This window comes from Streptomyces sp. 135, from assembly GCF_020026305.1.
Lineage (GTDB): Bacteria > Actinomycetota > Actinomycetes > Streptomycetales > Streptomycetaceae > Streptomyces.
Genome location: NZ_CP075691.1, coordinates 3,957,169 through 3,971,703 on the forward strand (window position 1 = coordinate 3,957,169; position 14,535 = coordinate 3,971,703).

Below are 14,535 nucleotides of genomic sequence, written 5' to 3' on the forward strand. Positions count from 1 at the left end.
CCTCCGCAGGGAGAACACCGGAAGCAGCTGCTCCATTTCCTCTCGCCCGCTCCTTCACCCCTTTTTGCCAAAGCGTTACGCGATGCCTGTCGACCGCCGTCCCCGCATACCCTTTCCCCATGGCCCCACGCACCCCTTCCCGCCCCGTGGGAACGGTGACGCGCGGGACCACGAACCCGAACCGGCTGCGCCGCATGGACCGCTGGATCGCCGCCACGCACGGCGCCGCCCTGCGCCGCTCCCCCGACCCCGTCGCCGTCGACCTCGGCTACGGCGCCTCCCCCTGGACCGCCGTCGAACTGCTGCTGCGGCTGCGTACCGTCGCGCCGCACGCGCGCGTGGTCGGCATCGAGATCGATCCGGCGCGGGTCGCCGCCGCGCAACCGTATGAGCGCGAGGGGCTCGTGTTCCGGCACGGCGGCTTCGAGGTGCCGCTGCCGGGCAGCCCGGTGCTGATCCGGGCGGCGAACGTCCTGCGGCAGTACGACGAGGAGCAGGTCGCCGCCGTGTGGGAGCGGCTGTGCGCGCGGCTCGCCCCCGGCGGGCTGCTCGTCGAGGGCACCTGCGACGAGATCGGCCGGCGGCACGTGTGGGTCGGGCTCGGCCCTGAGGGGCCCCGCACGGTGACGTTCGCGGCGCGGCTCGGCTCCCTGGAGCGGCCCTCCGACCTGGCCGAGCGGCTGCCGAAGGCGCTGATCCACCGGAACGTGCCGGGTGAGCCGGTGCACGCGTTCCTGCGGGACTTCGACCGGGCCTGGGCGGCCGCGGCGCCGTACGCCTCGTACGGGGCGCGGCAGCGGTGGATCAGGGCGGTGCGTGACGTCAGCGTCGACTGGCCGGTCCTCGGTGGGACTTCGCGGTGGCGGCAGGGTGAAGTGACGGTGCGCTGGGAGGCGTTGGCGCCTCGGGCGGGGTGAACTGCTCGGGCGGGGATTCTCGGGTGGGCATCCTCGGGCGGGGTGAACGGCTCGGCCGGGAGCCCTCGGGCGGGGTGAACTCCTGCGCCCATCCGGAGGCCGCCGCAAGAGCGACTCCGGGGCATCCCTGACGGCGGCCCCGAGGGCTCCCCCGAGGACTTCCCTGAGGGCACCCGGAGACTTCCCTGAGGCGCTGACCTGCGGGGAACGAACATCGGGTGCGGTTCGTCACATGGGGCGGGTGGGGGCTCGGAAGCGGGCTCGCGATTTGCCGCCGGGATCTGTCGCATTGGGCGCCGGCATGGCACCATCCCGGTGGCGACCAGAAGTTACTGACGGTAAATCAGCTTTGGGGGTGGCAGGGCGTGACCGGCAAGCGATACTCGACGGCGGCGACTGTGGCACTGATCTGCGCGGCGGTGGTGGTGACAGCGCCGGGAGCGGCGTATGCGAGCCCCCCGCCTCCTTCCAGCCCCGCGGAGCCGACGCCCAGATCGGACGAGTCCCTTGAGCGGGTGCGCAAGGAGATCGAGAAGCTCTACCACGAGGCGGGCGTGGCCACCGACGCGTACAACGCAGCGGAGGAGAAGGCCGACAAGCAGTCCGAGCAGATCGTGAAGCTGGCCAAGGACATCGCCGAGGGCCAGGCCAGGCTGAAGAAGCTCAAGGCCCGCGCGGGCGCCGCGGCCCGCGCGCAGTACCGCGGCGGCGGCATGCCGGACGAGGCGCAGCTGATGCTCAGCGACGACCCGCGCCAGTTCCTGGACGGCGCCGGACGCATGCGGCAGGGCGAGAAGGCCACCAAGGGCATGCTGACGGAGCTGAGGAGAACCCAGGAAGACCTGCGGATCTACGCCGAGGACGCGACCGCCCGCTGGAAGAAGCTGGAAGCCAACCGCAAGGCGAAGGCCGCGTCGAAGAAGAAGATAAAGAAGAAGATCGCCGACGCCGAGAAGCTCGAATCGAGGCTGGAGAAGAAGGAGCGGGAGCGGCTGCGCAAGCTGGAGGAGGAGGCCGCCCTCAAGAAGCAGTCGGCGTGGGTGGGTTCGGGCGCCCTGAAGGACATCGGCGGCAAGATGACGCCCGAGGGCAAGAAGGCCGTCGAGTTCGCCACGGCCCAGATCGGCAAGCCGTACGTGTGGGGCGCCGAGGGCCCGGGGTCGTACGACTGCTCGGGGCTCACCTCGAAGGCCTGGGCGGCAGCCGGGCGCGGCATCCCGCGGACCTCCCAGGAGCAGTGGAAGCAGCTGCCGCGCATCGACATGAAGAACATGCGCCCCGGCGACCTGATCATCTACCACGCGGACGCCAGCCACGTCGGGATGTACGTGGGCGACGGCGCGATCGTGCACGCGCCGCGGCCGGGGCGGGACGTGACCATCGCCGGAGCGGGTTCCATGAAGATCCTCGGGGTCGTACGGCCCGACAAGTAGCGTCGCGCCGCCGGGCCGCGGAAGGGTGTGATCCAGGGGCGTGACCAGTGGTGTGACGCAGTGCACGCCCCGGCCGTCCGATCGCCCCCAGGGGCGTGATGTTCGTCATCCGGGTGAGGCCGTGCCGTGCCCAAGTGCGTTCCTGGATACGGCATATGACCGTGGCGGTTTGCCGCAGGCCATTCCTATGGAGGCGCGGCTACCGCTAAGGTCCCCGTCGGTGCCGCGTCGACCTGCGCGGCACCACGCCCTCGGGGGGAGGGAAGGAACCTAGCGATGCCCGTACCCATACCGCGGCAGAGAGCGATCCCGGCCGCGGAAGGCGGTCGGACTCAGGCGCCGCCCCCGAGCGACACGGCGGCGGCTCCCCGTGACACGACCGACACAGGCAGCCTCGGCACCGGCCCAGGACCTGCCCCGGACCCCGCCCCCGAGCCTGCGCCTGGCCCCGCGCCCGTCACGGTGCCCGAGCGCGGCTCCGTCGACGGCGCCGCACCCGCCACGGGCACCAGCCTCAGCCTGCTGGTGATCGAGGACGACCCGGCGGGCCCGCTGAGCGTCCCGCGCCTGCTCGACTCCGCCGGCAAGCCCATCCGGATCCGCACCGCCCGCAACCTCACCGAGGCCGAGCGGCTGCTCACGGACGACGTGCACTGCATCCTGCTCGACCTCGCCCTGACCGTCCCCGGCACCACCGCCTCCGCCCCCGGCAGCGCTTCCGGCCCCAGCAGCGCTTCGGGTGCGCCTTCCGGTACCGCTACCGGCACCGCCGAGGCGGAGGTGGACGAGCTCGCCGCGCTCAAGCACGTGCTGCGCCTCGCGCCCCGCCACGCCGTCCTCGCGCTCACCGCCAACGACGACTCCGAGCTCGGCGCCGAGGCCGTGCGCGTCGGCGCCCAGGACTACCTCTTGCGCGACGAGCTGGACGGACGGCTGCTGAGCCGCGCCATCCGGTACGCGGTGGAGCGCAAGCGCGCCGACGCCGCCCAGCGCCAGCTGACCGAGTCCCGGCTGCGGGCCCAGGAGAACGCCCGCCTGGAGCGCGGCCTGCTGCCGACGCCGCTCCTGGACGGCTCACCGCTGCGGTTCGCCGCCCGCTACCGGCCCGGCCGCTCCCGCGCGCTGCTCGGCGGCGACTTCTACGACACCGTGCGCACCCCCGACGGCTCCGTGCACGTCATGATCGGCGACGTGTGCGGCCACGGCCCCGACGAGGCCGCGCTCGGCGTGGAACTGCGGATCGCCTGGCGCGCGCTGACCTTCGCGGGCCTGTGCGGCGACGAACTGCTCTCCACGCTCCAGAAGGTCCTGGAGCACGAGCGCGCCGACGACGAGATCTTCGCGACGCTCTGCACGGTCGACATCGCCCCCGACGGCCGCCGGGCCGGACTCTGCCTGGCCGGCCACCCCGCGCCGCTGATCGCGCGCGAGGGCCGCCTCGCGGAACTCCTTCCGTACGAGGACGGGGGCCCCGCGCTCGGCCTGCTGCCGCGTGCCCGCTGGCCGCGCCGACAGGTGGAGCTGGGCGGGAAGTGGAGCCTGATGCTCTACACGGACGGCCTGATCGAGGGCCGGATCGGCCGGGGCAAGGAGCGCCTGGGCCAGGAGGGCATGGTGGAGATGGTCCGCCGCCAGATCGCCTCGGGGCTCCAGGGCGACGAACTGCTCGAAGCCGCCGTGAACGAGGCACGGGACCTCAACGGCGGCGACCTGACGGACGACGTGGCGGTCCTGCTCCTTGACCGGACGCCGGGCGGCCACGACCGCTAGCGGCTCCCGGCGGCCGGGGCGGTCCGGGGAGCCCGCGGGGGGTTACCGGCCGCCGTTGTACGGGCCGTACGGACCGTCGCTGCTGGAGCCGCCGCGGCGGCCCCCACCGCCGGTGATCTGCCGGATCGCGGGCCGCACGTCCACCATGTAGACGATGGTGGCGATGAGGCCGAGGATCGGCAGGAACGACAGGATGTTGAAGATCAGGTTCACCACGAAGGCGAGCCCGAGGATGATCAGCCAGAACGGCTTGGTCTTCTTGTCCGCGGCCCGATAGGCGTCCTCGCGCCGGACGGCGGCGTCGATGAGCGCGAATCCGCTGAACAGGATCAGGGCCAGCGAAAGCAGCCACATGAAGTTCGCGAAACCCTGCATCAGCACAACGTCCACCACCAGTCTCGCCAGTCTCGGCTCGTCATCACGCGGCCACGGTACCCGCTACCCCTGTCAACGGGGCGGACACTCCCCGAGTGCCCGCCCCCGAGGACAGTCCCCTCCCGGATTACTTGGCCGGGGGCATCTTCTTCGCCGTCGCGGTCGTCGTCTTGCGGGCCGGGGCCTTCTTGGCGACGGGCTTCTTCGCCGGGGCGGCGGCCGCACTCTCGCTCTCGGAGGCCGCGACGACCTTCGGCTCGGCGGCCTTGGGGGCCGTCCCGGCCTCCGTCGTGGCGGCGGGCGCCGGGACCACGGGCTTCGGCTCGGCGTCCGGCTCGACCGCCTCGGCCAGGTCGAGGATCTCCTCGGCGGCCTCGCCGCGCCAGGTCTTCACGGCCTGCTCGCCGTGCTCGGCGACCTCGTCGTACTTCTCGCGCGCCTTGACCGCGAGTTCGGCGGCCACGCCGACGCCGCGCAGCGCGAGGTCCTGCGCGGTCTCACCGAGCTTCTTCAGGTCGGTGTCGAGGCTGCCGAGCACCTCGGTGACCTTGGCCTGAAGGGTCTCCTGCGCCTCCCTGGCGCGGGCGGCGGCCTTGTCCTGCACGGCCTTGGGGTCGGTGTTGCGCACCGCCTCGAAGCGGGAGGGCGCCTCGGCGATCAGCTGCTCGACGATGCCCGGCACCTTCTTCGCCTGCTGGAGGGCGAGGTCCGCGGACCCGGCGACGAAATATGCGGGGGTGGTGTTGGTGAGGGTCTTGCGCAGGTCATCGGTGATGGCCATGACGATGGTCCTCCCGGATTCGCGTCGGCTGGTTCAGCTTGGGGGTGTCTGCTTCGGGCCGGCATCACTGCCGTCGGCCGTGCGGGGGCCGTCAGCGGTCTCGGGGTTCTCGGTGTCCACATCCGCGTACGACTCCGCTTCCTCGTTCGCGTACGACTCCGCGTACGAAGAGGTCTCGAAGCCGTTCTCCTTGCGGAACGACTCGTAGATCTGCAACAGCACCTGCTTCTGGCGCTCGTTGATGGAGGGGTCGGCGAGGATGACGGCGCGCGTCTCCAGCTCGTCCCGCTCCTTCTCGTCGAGGATCCCGGCCCGCACGTACAGCGTCTCGGCGGAGATCCGCAGGGCCTTGGCGACCTGCTGCAACACCTCGGCGCTCGGCTTGCGCAGGCCGCGCTCGATCTGGCTCAGATACGGATTGGACACCCCGGCGGCATCGGCGAGCTGCCTGAGCGACAACTGCGCGGTGCGCCGCTGTTCGCGCAGGTACTCGCCGAGATTGCCGACGTTGAGTGATGCCATGCCTCGATGGTGCAGCACTCTTGCTAACTATTGCAAGCGCCTGCTTGCAAAAGTGCGCCACGCCACGCGACCGTCACCTGTGACTGAGCACGGTAGGTGTCGTATTTGCGCGACAGCTGTCGCCATCCAGGTCCAGTCGGAAATTGTGGGGCGGTTTCGGGCTGCGGAGCCATAGATTGGCGCTATGCCCGATTTTGCGCATGACGAGGCCACGGCCTGGCGCGCTCTCGACGTCATCGACCAGCTGCTGGCCGCCCGCGACAGGATGGCCTCCGGAGTGGGCGGCATCGGCTTCCTCCGCGAACACGAGGCAGTGGCACCAGTCGCGTGGAGCTGGTGGATGCTCATTTCGGACTCCGCCCGCGTGGTGGCGGAGGCGGCCAAGAACGGTAACGGGTTCGTCGTCGCACCGGTGATGCGGAACCTGATGACGCACGCGGTGGCGATGGCCTGGCTCGTCGACGGCGGCGACGCCGCGGTGCAGGCCGTTGACGCCTACAGCGACGACCAGCTCCTCAAGCTGATCACTAACGCGAAGCGAGCTGGGTGGGATGTCGAGGGAGACGAGGTCGAGGCAAAGGTCCGTGCCGCTGTCGACGAACGCACCGCCCACCCGGCCCCTGAGGTTGTCCGGCTGACGAACGAGATCCGCAACACCGCCGACCTGATGGCGGCATTCGGAGAGCAGGAAGGCTATCTGCCCTACCGGCACCTCAGTTCCTACTCCCACACCACACGAGAGACAGCGCAGCTGTATCTCCATCGCACACGGGCCGGCGGCTGGGAACTGCGCAACAAGCCCAGGGAGAGTGGCCTGAACGACGTCATTTGGACGGCCGTCTGCCTGATCCAGGCCGGCCGGATCCTTGACTCCATCCTCAGCGAGCAGTTGCTGGCCGAGGAGCTTGACCAGGCCACCGCGCACCTCGGTATCTCTGGGGACATCGTCCCTCGGCGTCGCCTTCGCCGGGACGCCGCCAACTGACGTGGGCGACGCCCAGCTTCGGCGAGCAAGATGCCGATCCCGTCGCCACGGCGGGATAGCGCCATCTCGGGGCACGCTTATCGACGCCGCCTCGCCAGCAGATCCTCCAGGTCGGCGCAGTCGCGACCCGGCGCAGCGGCCGCGGCAACCGCATCGCCGTCCGGCTGGATCTTCGAACGTGGCAGCAGGTCCAGCCCAGCCCGGGTGTAGTCGAGCCGAAGCGGCGGCACATAATCTCGGCGATCAGGGCCAGCGTCCAGCACTGATCGAGCCAGCCAAACGCGGCCGGACCGGCCTGACCAGACTCGACCTCCAACCCCCGTGGCCCCAGCCATCAGAGGTCTCTAGGTAGGCTCCCTCAGGCTAGAAGCCACACGACAGGGGGCTTAGATGGCAGGGTCGTTGACAGCTGCGGTGCGGAACCACTGGGTCACTTCAGGCAATTCTGTCCGTAGCCCTCACCACATAGAATCCGTAATTGAATCCGCCGTCGATGCCCTGGTTGAACGCGGCATTGACCGCTCCTGGATTCAGACAGGACGAAAGGCTTCCCTACCGGCATCCTTCGGCTTGGGAAACACCCGCTGGGATATTGTCATCATCAAGGATGGAATACCGCTGGGAGGAATCGAATTCACGGCACAGTCCGGGACCTCAGCCAGAATGAACTTGTCCAACCGGATCCACGAGGCAACCTCGCGCGCACTCGCGGTACGAAGCTCAGATCAAAACGGCGGACTGCAGCCACTGCTCGGTCTATTTATCATGTGGGAACAGGGCAGGGGCACCTCTGTCCAGCCAAGGCTTGAAGCAGCGCTAAACCAATTTCTTGACGACGAACTCTACGACGAGATTGCCTACACTACCTGTAACTCCGATGCGGAACTACGGGAGCCAGTGGAAGGCATGTCTGTGCAGCGGTTCATCGACCGTTTCAGCCGTCGACTACTCGCACGAGCGGTAGGCCCACTGAAAGTCGTTACGCCAATACTAGAGCCCTACCGAGAGGTGATCGAGGCCGCACGGGGTGAGAAGAAGGACTATTCCCTGGAGCGCGTGCCCAAACGGGGTGGGCAAGCAGCAGTGTTCCGAGGAGTGCACAAAGCGTCAGGAATCGAGATTGCTTTCAAGCGGAGGCTTTCTCAGTGGTCGAAGGCAGGCGCCCGGATGGGACGCGAGATCGAGATCGCCCGCATCCTGAGTGCACATCCACATGTCATGCCAGTCCTGGACTTTGAGGCGCAGCACCGCTGGTTCATCATGCCTCTGGCAGACGCAACCGCTGAAGAGCAGTTCCTCCAGTTGAAGGATCCAACGCATCTTCACAGGATGATCAAATCGGTGGCATCCGCTCTAGCAGAAGCGCACCGCCATGGTTGGCGCCACCGCGACGTCAAGCCACAGAACATCCTCCTGCTGCATGGGCGTTGGACCTTGGCCGACTGGGGCACCGTGCGTCGGCCACGCGGCCAAACCACCTTCGCCGGCCGTACCGGCGCCCATATCGGCACTCCTGGCTTCGCGCCGCCTGAGCTTTTCCCCGGGCCGCATGCGCCTGAGTTTCCCGCCGGGCCGCACGACCTCTCCGTGCCGGCGACAGACATCTACAGCCTCGGCCGAGTCGCCGCCTGGGCTCTCACCGGGCAGTGGCCACAAGCAAATATCCCCCTCTTGCCGGCAGAGGAGCCATGGCGGACCATCGTCGAGGAAGCGACACAGCACAAGATCGAAAGACGCCCGCAAAGTATTGCCGAGTTCCTGGCCATCATCGACCGCGAGCACAGCAAAGCAGGACGATCCTGAGGCTGAGAATTTGGCCTGCATCAGCGCGACTCACACATAGGTGCACGTAGGGCTAGAGAAGTTCTGCCTGGCTGATTGAAAGCCAGTAGTCAAGGTCTACGTGATCGCCTGGAAGGAAGCATTCAGTCCATCCACCCTTGAGATCCATCTTGGGGACATAAGACCGGGGGCCAACACGCCTCTTCACGTGGGCTTCCGCGATTATACATGTAAGCAATGGGGCGTCACGAGTTGCCACGATTCTCCCACCGGAGCGGCGGTGCGTATCAAGACGATCCTGAATGGTCCCGTACCTGCCGATGCCGAATTTAAGAAACTCCGTGCCGTCGACATCGCCGAAAAGCGCCAAGTAAATGTAAGCCGGAGCGTTGGCAAGCGTCTCGTTGCGCTGCACTTTTGCCCTAATGTACAAATGTGAGGAACATGATCTACAGCCGCCTTGGCCCCGCCGGATCGAGTTCAGCAGGGGACGCGCGTCCCGACCACAACGCAAACAACGTCCATGTATAGGCGTGGTTACGTTGACCCAGCCACCGAGTAATTCTATCCCTGCCTCGCGAAATTCCCGCTGGGCTGTTTCGAATGCAGTAGTTCGCTCCGCTGATATGGATCGATACATGCACGTTCTGCATCCGAAGACACGTTCTCCAGCGGCGAGCTTCGCCCGAATCGCTCCAACTTTTACCCGAACGTGGGATCGACAGCGTTCACATCGGGCGCTAGTCAGCGCGTGTGCATCGACGTAAGGCCCAGTCATGAGAAGACCGGCACTCGCGAGGGATTTAATGGCCTCTGATTTAGTCAGTCTGTTCACAGGCAGGATGTTGGAGCGATAGCAATATCGACATCCGGACCCTTTGAGGACGTTAGTCAACGCCGGATTAGAGATTCCTGCACAAGTCAGGCAAATGCATCGGACAGGGCGTGAGGCTGCAAGAAAATCCCCCAGCATGGCAAATCCCGAAGACTCGAATATAGCACGTACGCATGATAGGCAGCGTCTGGTCCTTCCGATGCGCGGGTTAGTGCCACACTCTACACACCAGGATTGGCCATTAATGCTGCCGTACTCCATAAACCTTCGGTAATGTACGGAACACCACCCACGGGCGATCGAAGAACCACCACATCCACTGGCTTCACATGGGGAAGGTTGCGATTTGGGACGGGTTTCAGTAGTTCCTGTTCGCTCAACCCTCTGGGCATGGAGAGAACAATAACCGTGATGTGAGTGCTTTCTGTCGCAGCCGGGAACGGCGCAGAATCTCTCAGGTATCAGAGCCAGCGGGTCACCGTGCCGCTGCCAACGTGCGTAGTGAGTGGGGCACCATCCGCGCCCGACGGCTAACCCCTGGCATCCGTCTATTGAACAGGGCTTCCGTCCCGTTGCTCGCCGATCTATGTGAGGGTCGCCATTCGCCCGCCAGCGTTCATAGTGTGCACCGCACCATGTACGGGCCCGCACAGGCCGGGTACAGCCGGGTATCGAGCACTGAAACACGCGACTATCACTTCCGCTGCTTGTTCATGTGGTGGTTTGTTGTGGTGCGACGTCAGTCTGCAGTGCGTCTTTCTGACATGAGCGGGACCGTACAGGCCAACACTGACAATGGAGTTGCTCTGGCCCTGCTCAAGTCGAGAGACTGACGCAACGGACATGGAGGCCCTGACCACCGCCTGAGCACTGGTCACTCCAGCCCCACCCTGCCAGACAGGACTCCAACACCACTTGCAGAAAACGCAGTTGACAGGCGGCTAAGGCTTGCAACGAGCGTCACCGGGACCCTTGGCGACCAGCACTTGTCCGCCGCCCGAAGCGAGGGCCCGGCGCCAGCGGTTCGCCGACATCCGAGTCACCCGGAACCGCCGGGCCACCTCCCGGTCACTGGCCCCAGCCTCGATCGAGTCAGCTGCCGCGAGCCGGACCTGCTCACGCCGATCTCGTTCCTCGGCTGTCAGCCGCCACCATCGGGATACCTCACCCCTCCGGCATAGCGCAGCGGACGCCAACCGTCACGACCCCACGTAACCCGCAGCATTAAAGATCTCTAGCTATCCGACTGGCTCTCGATGCGAGTGACCTGATCAGGGCCGGGATGGTCCACGCCAGGCACCATGGGGTTCTCGTAGTCGAACTCCACCTTGCCGAAGGAGTCGCTGGTGATGGGCGGGGGGTCATTGTCAGCGATGATCAGTTGCAAGCGTTCGCCATATGCGTCAGCCAACGTCCTGAAGCGGCTGTAGATCTCGGCCGCGCGTTGGCGGTCGGAGGCGTTGTTGCCGAAGGCCTTGCGCGGTGAATCGATCACAAGGAGCGATGGAACGAGGACGTCGGAGTGGTCGAGTCCGAAGGCAAGGAGCGTGAGGCTGTAGGCGAGGTTGACGGAGGTGGCGATGCCCCCGCCGGAGGCCTGCAGGGTCTCGAAGGGCCGTCCGTTGACCACCGGCAGGTAGGTGTCGCGGTCGATGACGGCCGTGTCGACCCAGGGCAGGTTCCAGCTGGTGAGCAGTCGGCTGAACTCGGTGCTGAGGTCACCGAGCAGAGTCTGGTTGGCCTTGAGCTGATCGGACTTCTCCTTGATGTCCTTGTTCAGCTGCCGGCGGTCGGCCTTGAGTGAGCGGATGTCCGCGTCGATGGTGCGCACCCGTGCCCAGGATTCGCGCAGTTGGGTGATGGCGTCAATGCTGGCCTTGAGCGAGGCGACGCGGGAGCTGGCCTCGGCGATGGCGTCAAAGCGCGGGGCGACCGCATCACGGGTCTGGGCGTCGAGCTCTCGGCGCAGGCTGGTGACGGCGAAGCTGAGTTGCTGTGACCGTTCCTGGACGGTCTGCAGGTGTGCCTCGTCCGACTGCTGGATGGCTTGTGCGTCCTCAAGCTGCTGCTGCAGGGCCGTGCGTGTCTCTTCGATGGCAGCCGGGTCGATGTCGGCCTCGACTGGGTCGGGTTGGAGACAGACAAGGCAGTGATCGTGTTCGACGGCCCGGGCCGCCAGCGACTGCATGCACCGCGGGCAGACTACGAACTCGAAGGGGGAGAGCTGGTCGATGGCCGTGACCGACCGTGCGAGACGGGAGAGGTCGAGCTGTACCTGGGCGACGACGGCATGTCGCGCCTCCACGAGGTCGGCGGCCGCGGACACTTCTTCTTCGGTCTGCCGAGCGGCGCGGATGGCGTTCTGCAGCTCGTCACGCAGTGCGGTGTCGGCGGCGGTCTGATCCTCAAGTTCGGCGCGGAGGCTGGCCAGGGCGGACGATGCCCGCTCCAGGGTGTCGCGCAGCTGGGTGAGTTCGGCCCGCAGTTCATCGTCGCTGCGGGGATCGGAGGCTGCCAGGAAGGAGCTGACGTTGTCGTGCTCGGCGGTTCTGGCCTTCAGTGTGTCCAAGAGCTGGTTCCTGGTGCGCTTGAGCTCCATGAGCGCACTGTCGGTGAGCCCGAACATCAGGCGGAAGAGCTCTCTGCGCTTGGTCTCAAACCAGCTGTCCAGGTGACCGACGACCTGGCGGTCGATCTCGCGTGCCTGGAGGTAGACGTAGGCGTACAGGTCGTTGAAGGTGAGGTTCTGCGGTCGCGCTACTCCTTCTCGCCGTGCGGCGATCTGTTCGCGCGGGAAGCCGAGTGCGTCCAGGAGGTGGTCGGAGAGCGTGGTGACGCCTTCCGAAGCCCGCAGAGGTAGGGTGCGTTCCAGAGCTAGGGAGTGTGGATCAAGGAGATCCACGGTGTCTGCGGTGTCTCCCTCAATGGTCCGCCTGAGGACGACACGTTCGTCGCCGGCCACGACCTCGGCCTGGACCGACAGGACGTGGTCGCGGACCGCTGGGGTGAGCATGGCGCTGCCGCCGAGGGCGTGCTTGAAGAGCATCAGCAGACTGGACTTGCCAGTCCCGATGGGGCCGGTGATCACGGTGGCCGGACGGTCGAAGCGGTAGGTCTGTTCCGTCTCAGCGGTCGTGACGGTCAATGCGACGATGCGCAGGTGGACGGCCATGTTAGATCTCCGTCCGCCAGGGCCGATCGACGGCGTCGGGCAGACGGTCGTAGATGAGGTTTTTCAAAGCCGATCCTGACTTGTTGAAATGCCGCTTAAGCAGCTTGATGCGGCTGGCGACAACATCCCACTCCGGCGTTGCTGCAAGAGAGGCCGCGGCGGCGGCACCCTGCGGCGTGGCGCGGAATTCGGCTCTGGCGCTGTTGCTGTAGGCGATCAAGCCGCGGGCAGCGAGTGAGCCGAGGACGCTGTAGTAGCGCTGGTCCCAGGGCCCGTACTTGTAGCGGGTCATACGGCTTTCGACCGCGAGGCGCTCGGGTGGTGTGGGGGCGGTTCCTGCTGGCCACGACGCCTCGCCAGCAGGCAGGAGGCGTTCCAACATCGCTGGATAGCGCAGAAGAAAGTCGAGTTTGGCGAGCTTGGTCAGGCCGTCGAGCCCCCCTTTGGGGGTGGTGAACTGCGAGATGAGCAGGAGGATGCGCGCCTCGTGGTAGTGGACCTCGCGCTGCTCTGCCTGCCGCCTCTGAGCCCGCATGCGCGCTACGGCGGTCTCGAAGTCGGCGCTATGGGTCATGAGGCTTCCTCATCCGTGTTGAAATTCTCGGAGAAGAAGAAGAGGCACTCGTCGCACAACTGGTAGGCCAGACCTCGCAAATGCAGGTTGCTGAGCAAGAAAGGCGGCGGCGACGGCAGAGCATCAACCTTCAGTTTCTCGGCCAGCAGGTCGTTCATCTTGACGCCGAACTCGCTGCCCTCGGCGACCTGAGCGCGCGCATGGCGTCGGCACTCGAAGGCCATCTCCAGCACGTCCATGGACAGGTTCAAAAGGTCGGTTTCATCCCCGGCCAGGCCGGAGCGGCGCTCGGACCAGGTCGTGTACCACGCGGAGCGGAGCCGTTCGGCGAATGCCGCCTCGTCCAAGGGAACCAGGCCCCGGCGCAGCTTGCGCTCGAGCTTTGCCCCTCCCGGTGCCAGCACGGGCGTCTGACCTCGGGGGAACGTTGGCAGCTGAACCGTCGTGTACGCGATCGCCTGGCGGACGATCTCGCGGGTGATGCTGCGCCGGCCGATGCGCCGCTGCATCCGCGTACTGTGACGGACGCGGCTCGGGTCGGCTATGTAGACAGCAAGTTGGCTGCGGTCGCTCTCATCACGGTTGGCACGCTCGATCCGGTCCACGACGGCCCGGTAGGTGCTCTCAAGGTCGACATGCGCCAGTTGCAGTTGCTCGACGGCAGGTACCAGAAGTCGTTGGATGTTGACGTCGGTGATGTGTGCGCGCTGGGGTGGATCACAGGAGATCTCCAGGACTGCGAGGAAACGAAGAACCCTCTCCACGAAACCCGCTGGCACCTGGATGTCAGCGAGCTTGCTCACCTGGGGTGTGTCCGGGACGTTGGGATAGGGCTGCTTCCAACGAACTTTGAGCATTTGGCGGGCGATCGTCTCCGCCATAGAGGACAGCCCATCCGTGAGTTCCGGCTCCGGGCCGCACATCCGAGCCAGCGTGCCGGCATTACCCTTGATCGGACTCAGCGCCGCGTTCGTCGCCAGTCTGAGTCGGACATTGGCGGCACACTCGCATGCGCACCAGCGGTCAAAGAGATGGGTCAGGCCGCCGCTCTTGCACAACTCCGTAAGCGACCAGGTGCCCTGATTTTCTTCGCGATGCTTGACCGATACCAGTTCCACTGAACCATCGGCCCACGCCACGACGAAGTCCTCGTGCCACTCGCAGACGACGAAGTCAATTGCGTCCTCCGTGAGCATGGCGAGACACTCTCGGGCGGCTACCTCCGCCTGGTACCGGTAACGGCCCAGCGTGTCCGAGCCGCTGTCTTCTTCCGGAGCCAGTTCGAAGATGGCGTGCGCTGAACCGTCTGAACTCTCCGACTCAGCGGGCGCTCTGGCGCCTTCAGCCCCAACGCCCATGCCCGCCGTGTCGACCATCGACGCCCCCGAT

The 14,535-nt window shown here is 66.4% G+C and carries 13 protein-coding genes; 5 read left to right on the top strand and 8 right to left on the bottom strand.

Annotated elements, in window-relative coordinates; translation table 11 throughout:
- Positions 1-119 precede the first annotated feature (119 nt).
- From KKZ08_RS17740 to KKZ08_RS17750, 3 genes are all read left to right on the top strand, one after another.
- Entirely contained in the window at positions 120-917 is a 798-nt protein-coding gene (locus KKZ08_RS17740; RefSeq protein ID WP_223775388.1) for a class I SAM-dependent methyltransferase, read from the top strand.
- Between the two features lie 365 nt (positions 918-1,282).
- Positions 1,283-2,350 (top strand): C40 family peptidase, encoded by a 1,068-nt coding sequence (locus KKZ08_RS17745; RefSeq protein ID WP_223775389.1) that lies wholly within the window; start codon positions 1,283-1,285, stop codon positions 2,348-2,350.
- Between the two features lie 276 nt (positions 2,351-2,626).
- Entirely contained in the window at positions 2,627-4,120 is a 1,494-nt protein-coding gene (locus KKZ08_RS17750; RefSeq protein ID WP_223775390.1) for a fused response regulator/phosphatase, read from the top strand.
- Positions 4,121-4,162: 42 nt separating this feature from the next.
- Here KKZ08_RS17750 and KKZ08_RS17755 read toward each other — a convergent pair whose 3' ends face one another.
- The 3 genes from KKZ08_RS17755 to KKZ08_RS17765 all read right to left on the bottom strand — a co-directional run bounded on the left by KKZ08_RS17755 (position 4,163) and on the right by KKZ08_RS17765 (position 5,798).
- Complete coding sequence (locus KKZ08_RS17755) at positions 4,163-4,495, bottom strand: DUF2516 family protein (RefSeq protein WP_223775391.1); 333 nt, start codon at positions 4,493-4,495, stop codon at positions 4,163-4,165.
- Positions 4,496-4,622: 127 nt separating this feature from the next.
- Complete coding sequence (locus KKZ08_RS17760; RefSeq protein ID WP_223775392.1) at positions 4,623-5,276, bottom strand: hypothetical protein; 654 nt, start codon at positions 5,274-5,276, stop codon at positions 4,623-4,625.
- A gap of 33 nt (positions 5,277-5,309) precedes the next feature.
- Entirely contained in the window at positions 5,310-5,798 is a 489-nt protein-coding gene (locus KKZ08_RS17765; protein ID WP_223775393.1) for a helix-turn-helix transcriptional regulator, read from the bottom strand.
- A 184-nt stretch (positions 5,799-5,982) separates the two neighbouring features.
- Between KKZ08_RS17765 and KKZ08_RS17770 the strand changes: the two genes are divergently transcribed.
- Both KKZ08_RS17770 and KKZ08_RS17775 read left to right on the top strand, forming a co-directional pair.
- On the top strand, positions 5,983-6,783 hold the full coding sequence (locus KKZ08_RS17770; RefSeq protein ID WP_223775394.1) for a hypothetical protein: 801 nt from the start codon (positions 5,983-5,985) through the stop codon (positions 6,781-6,783).
- Between the two features lie 390 nt (positions 6,784-7,173).
- A complete protein-coding gene (locus KKZ08_RS17775; protein WP_223775395.1) occupies positions 7,174-8,586 on the top strand; it encodes a PaeR7I family type II restriction endonuclease in 1,413 nt (470 codons plus the stop codon).
- 52 nt (positions 8,587-8,638) lie between these two features.
- Here the strand turns inward: KKZ08_RS17775 and KKZ08_RS17780 are convergent, their stop codons facing one another.
- From KKZ08_RS17780 to KKZ08_RS17800, 5 genes are all read right to left on the bottom strand, one after another.
- Complete coding sequence (locus KKZ08_RS17780; protein WP_223775396.1) at positions 8,639-8,980, bottom strand: hypothetical protein; 342 nt, start codon at positions 8,978-8,980, stop codon at positions 8,639-8,641.
- Positions 8,981-10,341: 1,361 nt separating this feature from the next.
- On the bottom strand, positions 10,342-10,596 hold the full coding sequence (locus KKZ08_RS17785; RefSeq protein ID WP_223775397.1) for a helix-turn-helix domain-containing protein: 255 nt from the start codon (positions 10,594-10,596) through the stop codon (positions 10,342-10,344).
- 38 nt (positions 10,597-10,634) lie between these two features.
- The gene (locus KKZ08_RS17790; protein ID WP_223775398.1) at positions 10,635-12,572 is read right to left on the bottom strand and encodes an ATP-binding protein; all 1,938 of its coding nucleotides are present in this window, start codon (positions 12,570-12,572) and stop codon (positions 10,635-10,637) included.
- A 1-nt stretch (position 12,573) separates the two neighbouring features.
- Complete coding sequence (locus KKZ08_RS17795; protein WP_223775399.1) at positions 12,574-13,146, bottom strand: hypothetical protein; 573 nt, start codon at positions 13,144-13,146, stop codon at positions 12,574-12,576.
- Positions 13,143-14,522 carry a dsDNA nuclease domain-containing protein gene (locus tag KKZ08_RS17800; protein ID WP_223775400.1) on the bottom strand — a complete coding sequence of 460 codons (1,380 nt, stop codon included), beginning with the start codon at positions 14,520-14,522 and terminating at the stop codon, positions 13,143-13,145. The genes KKZ08_RS17795 and KKZ08_RS17800 overlap by 4 nt, the downstream gene beginning before the upstream one ends.
- Between the last annotated feature and the right edge of the window lie 13 nt (positions 14,523-14,535).

Bases quoted from the DNA above. Each gene is read 5' to 3' on its own strand.
- KKZ08_RS17740 (WP_223775388.1), top strand. From the start codon at position 120: ATGGCCCCACGCACCCCTTCCCGCCCCGTGGGAACGGTGACGCGCGGG.
- KKZ08_RS17750 (WP_223775390.1), top strand. From the start codon at position 2,627: ATGCCCGTACCCATACCGCGGCAGAGAGCGATCCCGGCCGCGGAAGGC.
- KKZ08_RS17755 (WP_223775391.1), bottom strand. From the start codon at position 4,495: ATGCAGGGTTTCGCGAACTTCATGTGGCTGCTTTCGCTGGCCCTGATC.
- KKZ08_RS17760 (WP_223775392.1), bottom strand. From the start codon at position 5,276: ATGGCCATCACCGATGACCTGCGCAAGACCCTCACCAACACCACCCCC.
- KKZ08_RS17765 (WP_223775393.1), bottom strand. From the start codon at position 5,798: ATGGCATCACTCAACGTCGGCAATCTCGGCGAGTACCTGCGCGAACAG.
- KKZ08_RS17770 (WP_223775394.1), top strand. From the start codon at position 5,983: ATGCCCGATTTTGCGCATGACGAGGCCACGGCCTGGCGCGCTCTCGAC.
- KKZ08_RS17775 (WP_223775395.1), top strand. From the start codon at position 7,174: ATGGCAGGGTCGTTGACAGCTGCGGTGCGGAACCACTGGGTCACTTCA.
- KKZ08_RS17790 (WP_223775398.1), bottom strand. From the start codon at position 12,572: ATGGCCGTCCACCTGCGCATCGTCGCATTGACCGTCACGACCGCTGAG.
- KKZ08_RS17795 (WP_223775399.1), bottom strand. From the start codon at position 13,146: ATGACCCATAGCGCCGACTTCGAGACCGCCGTAGCGCGCATGCGGGCT.
- KKZ08_RS17800 (WP_223775400.1), bottom strand. From the start codon at position 14,522: ATGGTCGACACGGCGGGCATGGGCGTTGGGGCTGAAGGCGCCAGAGCG.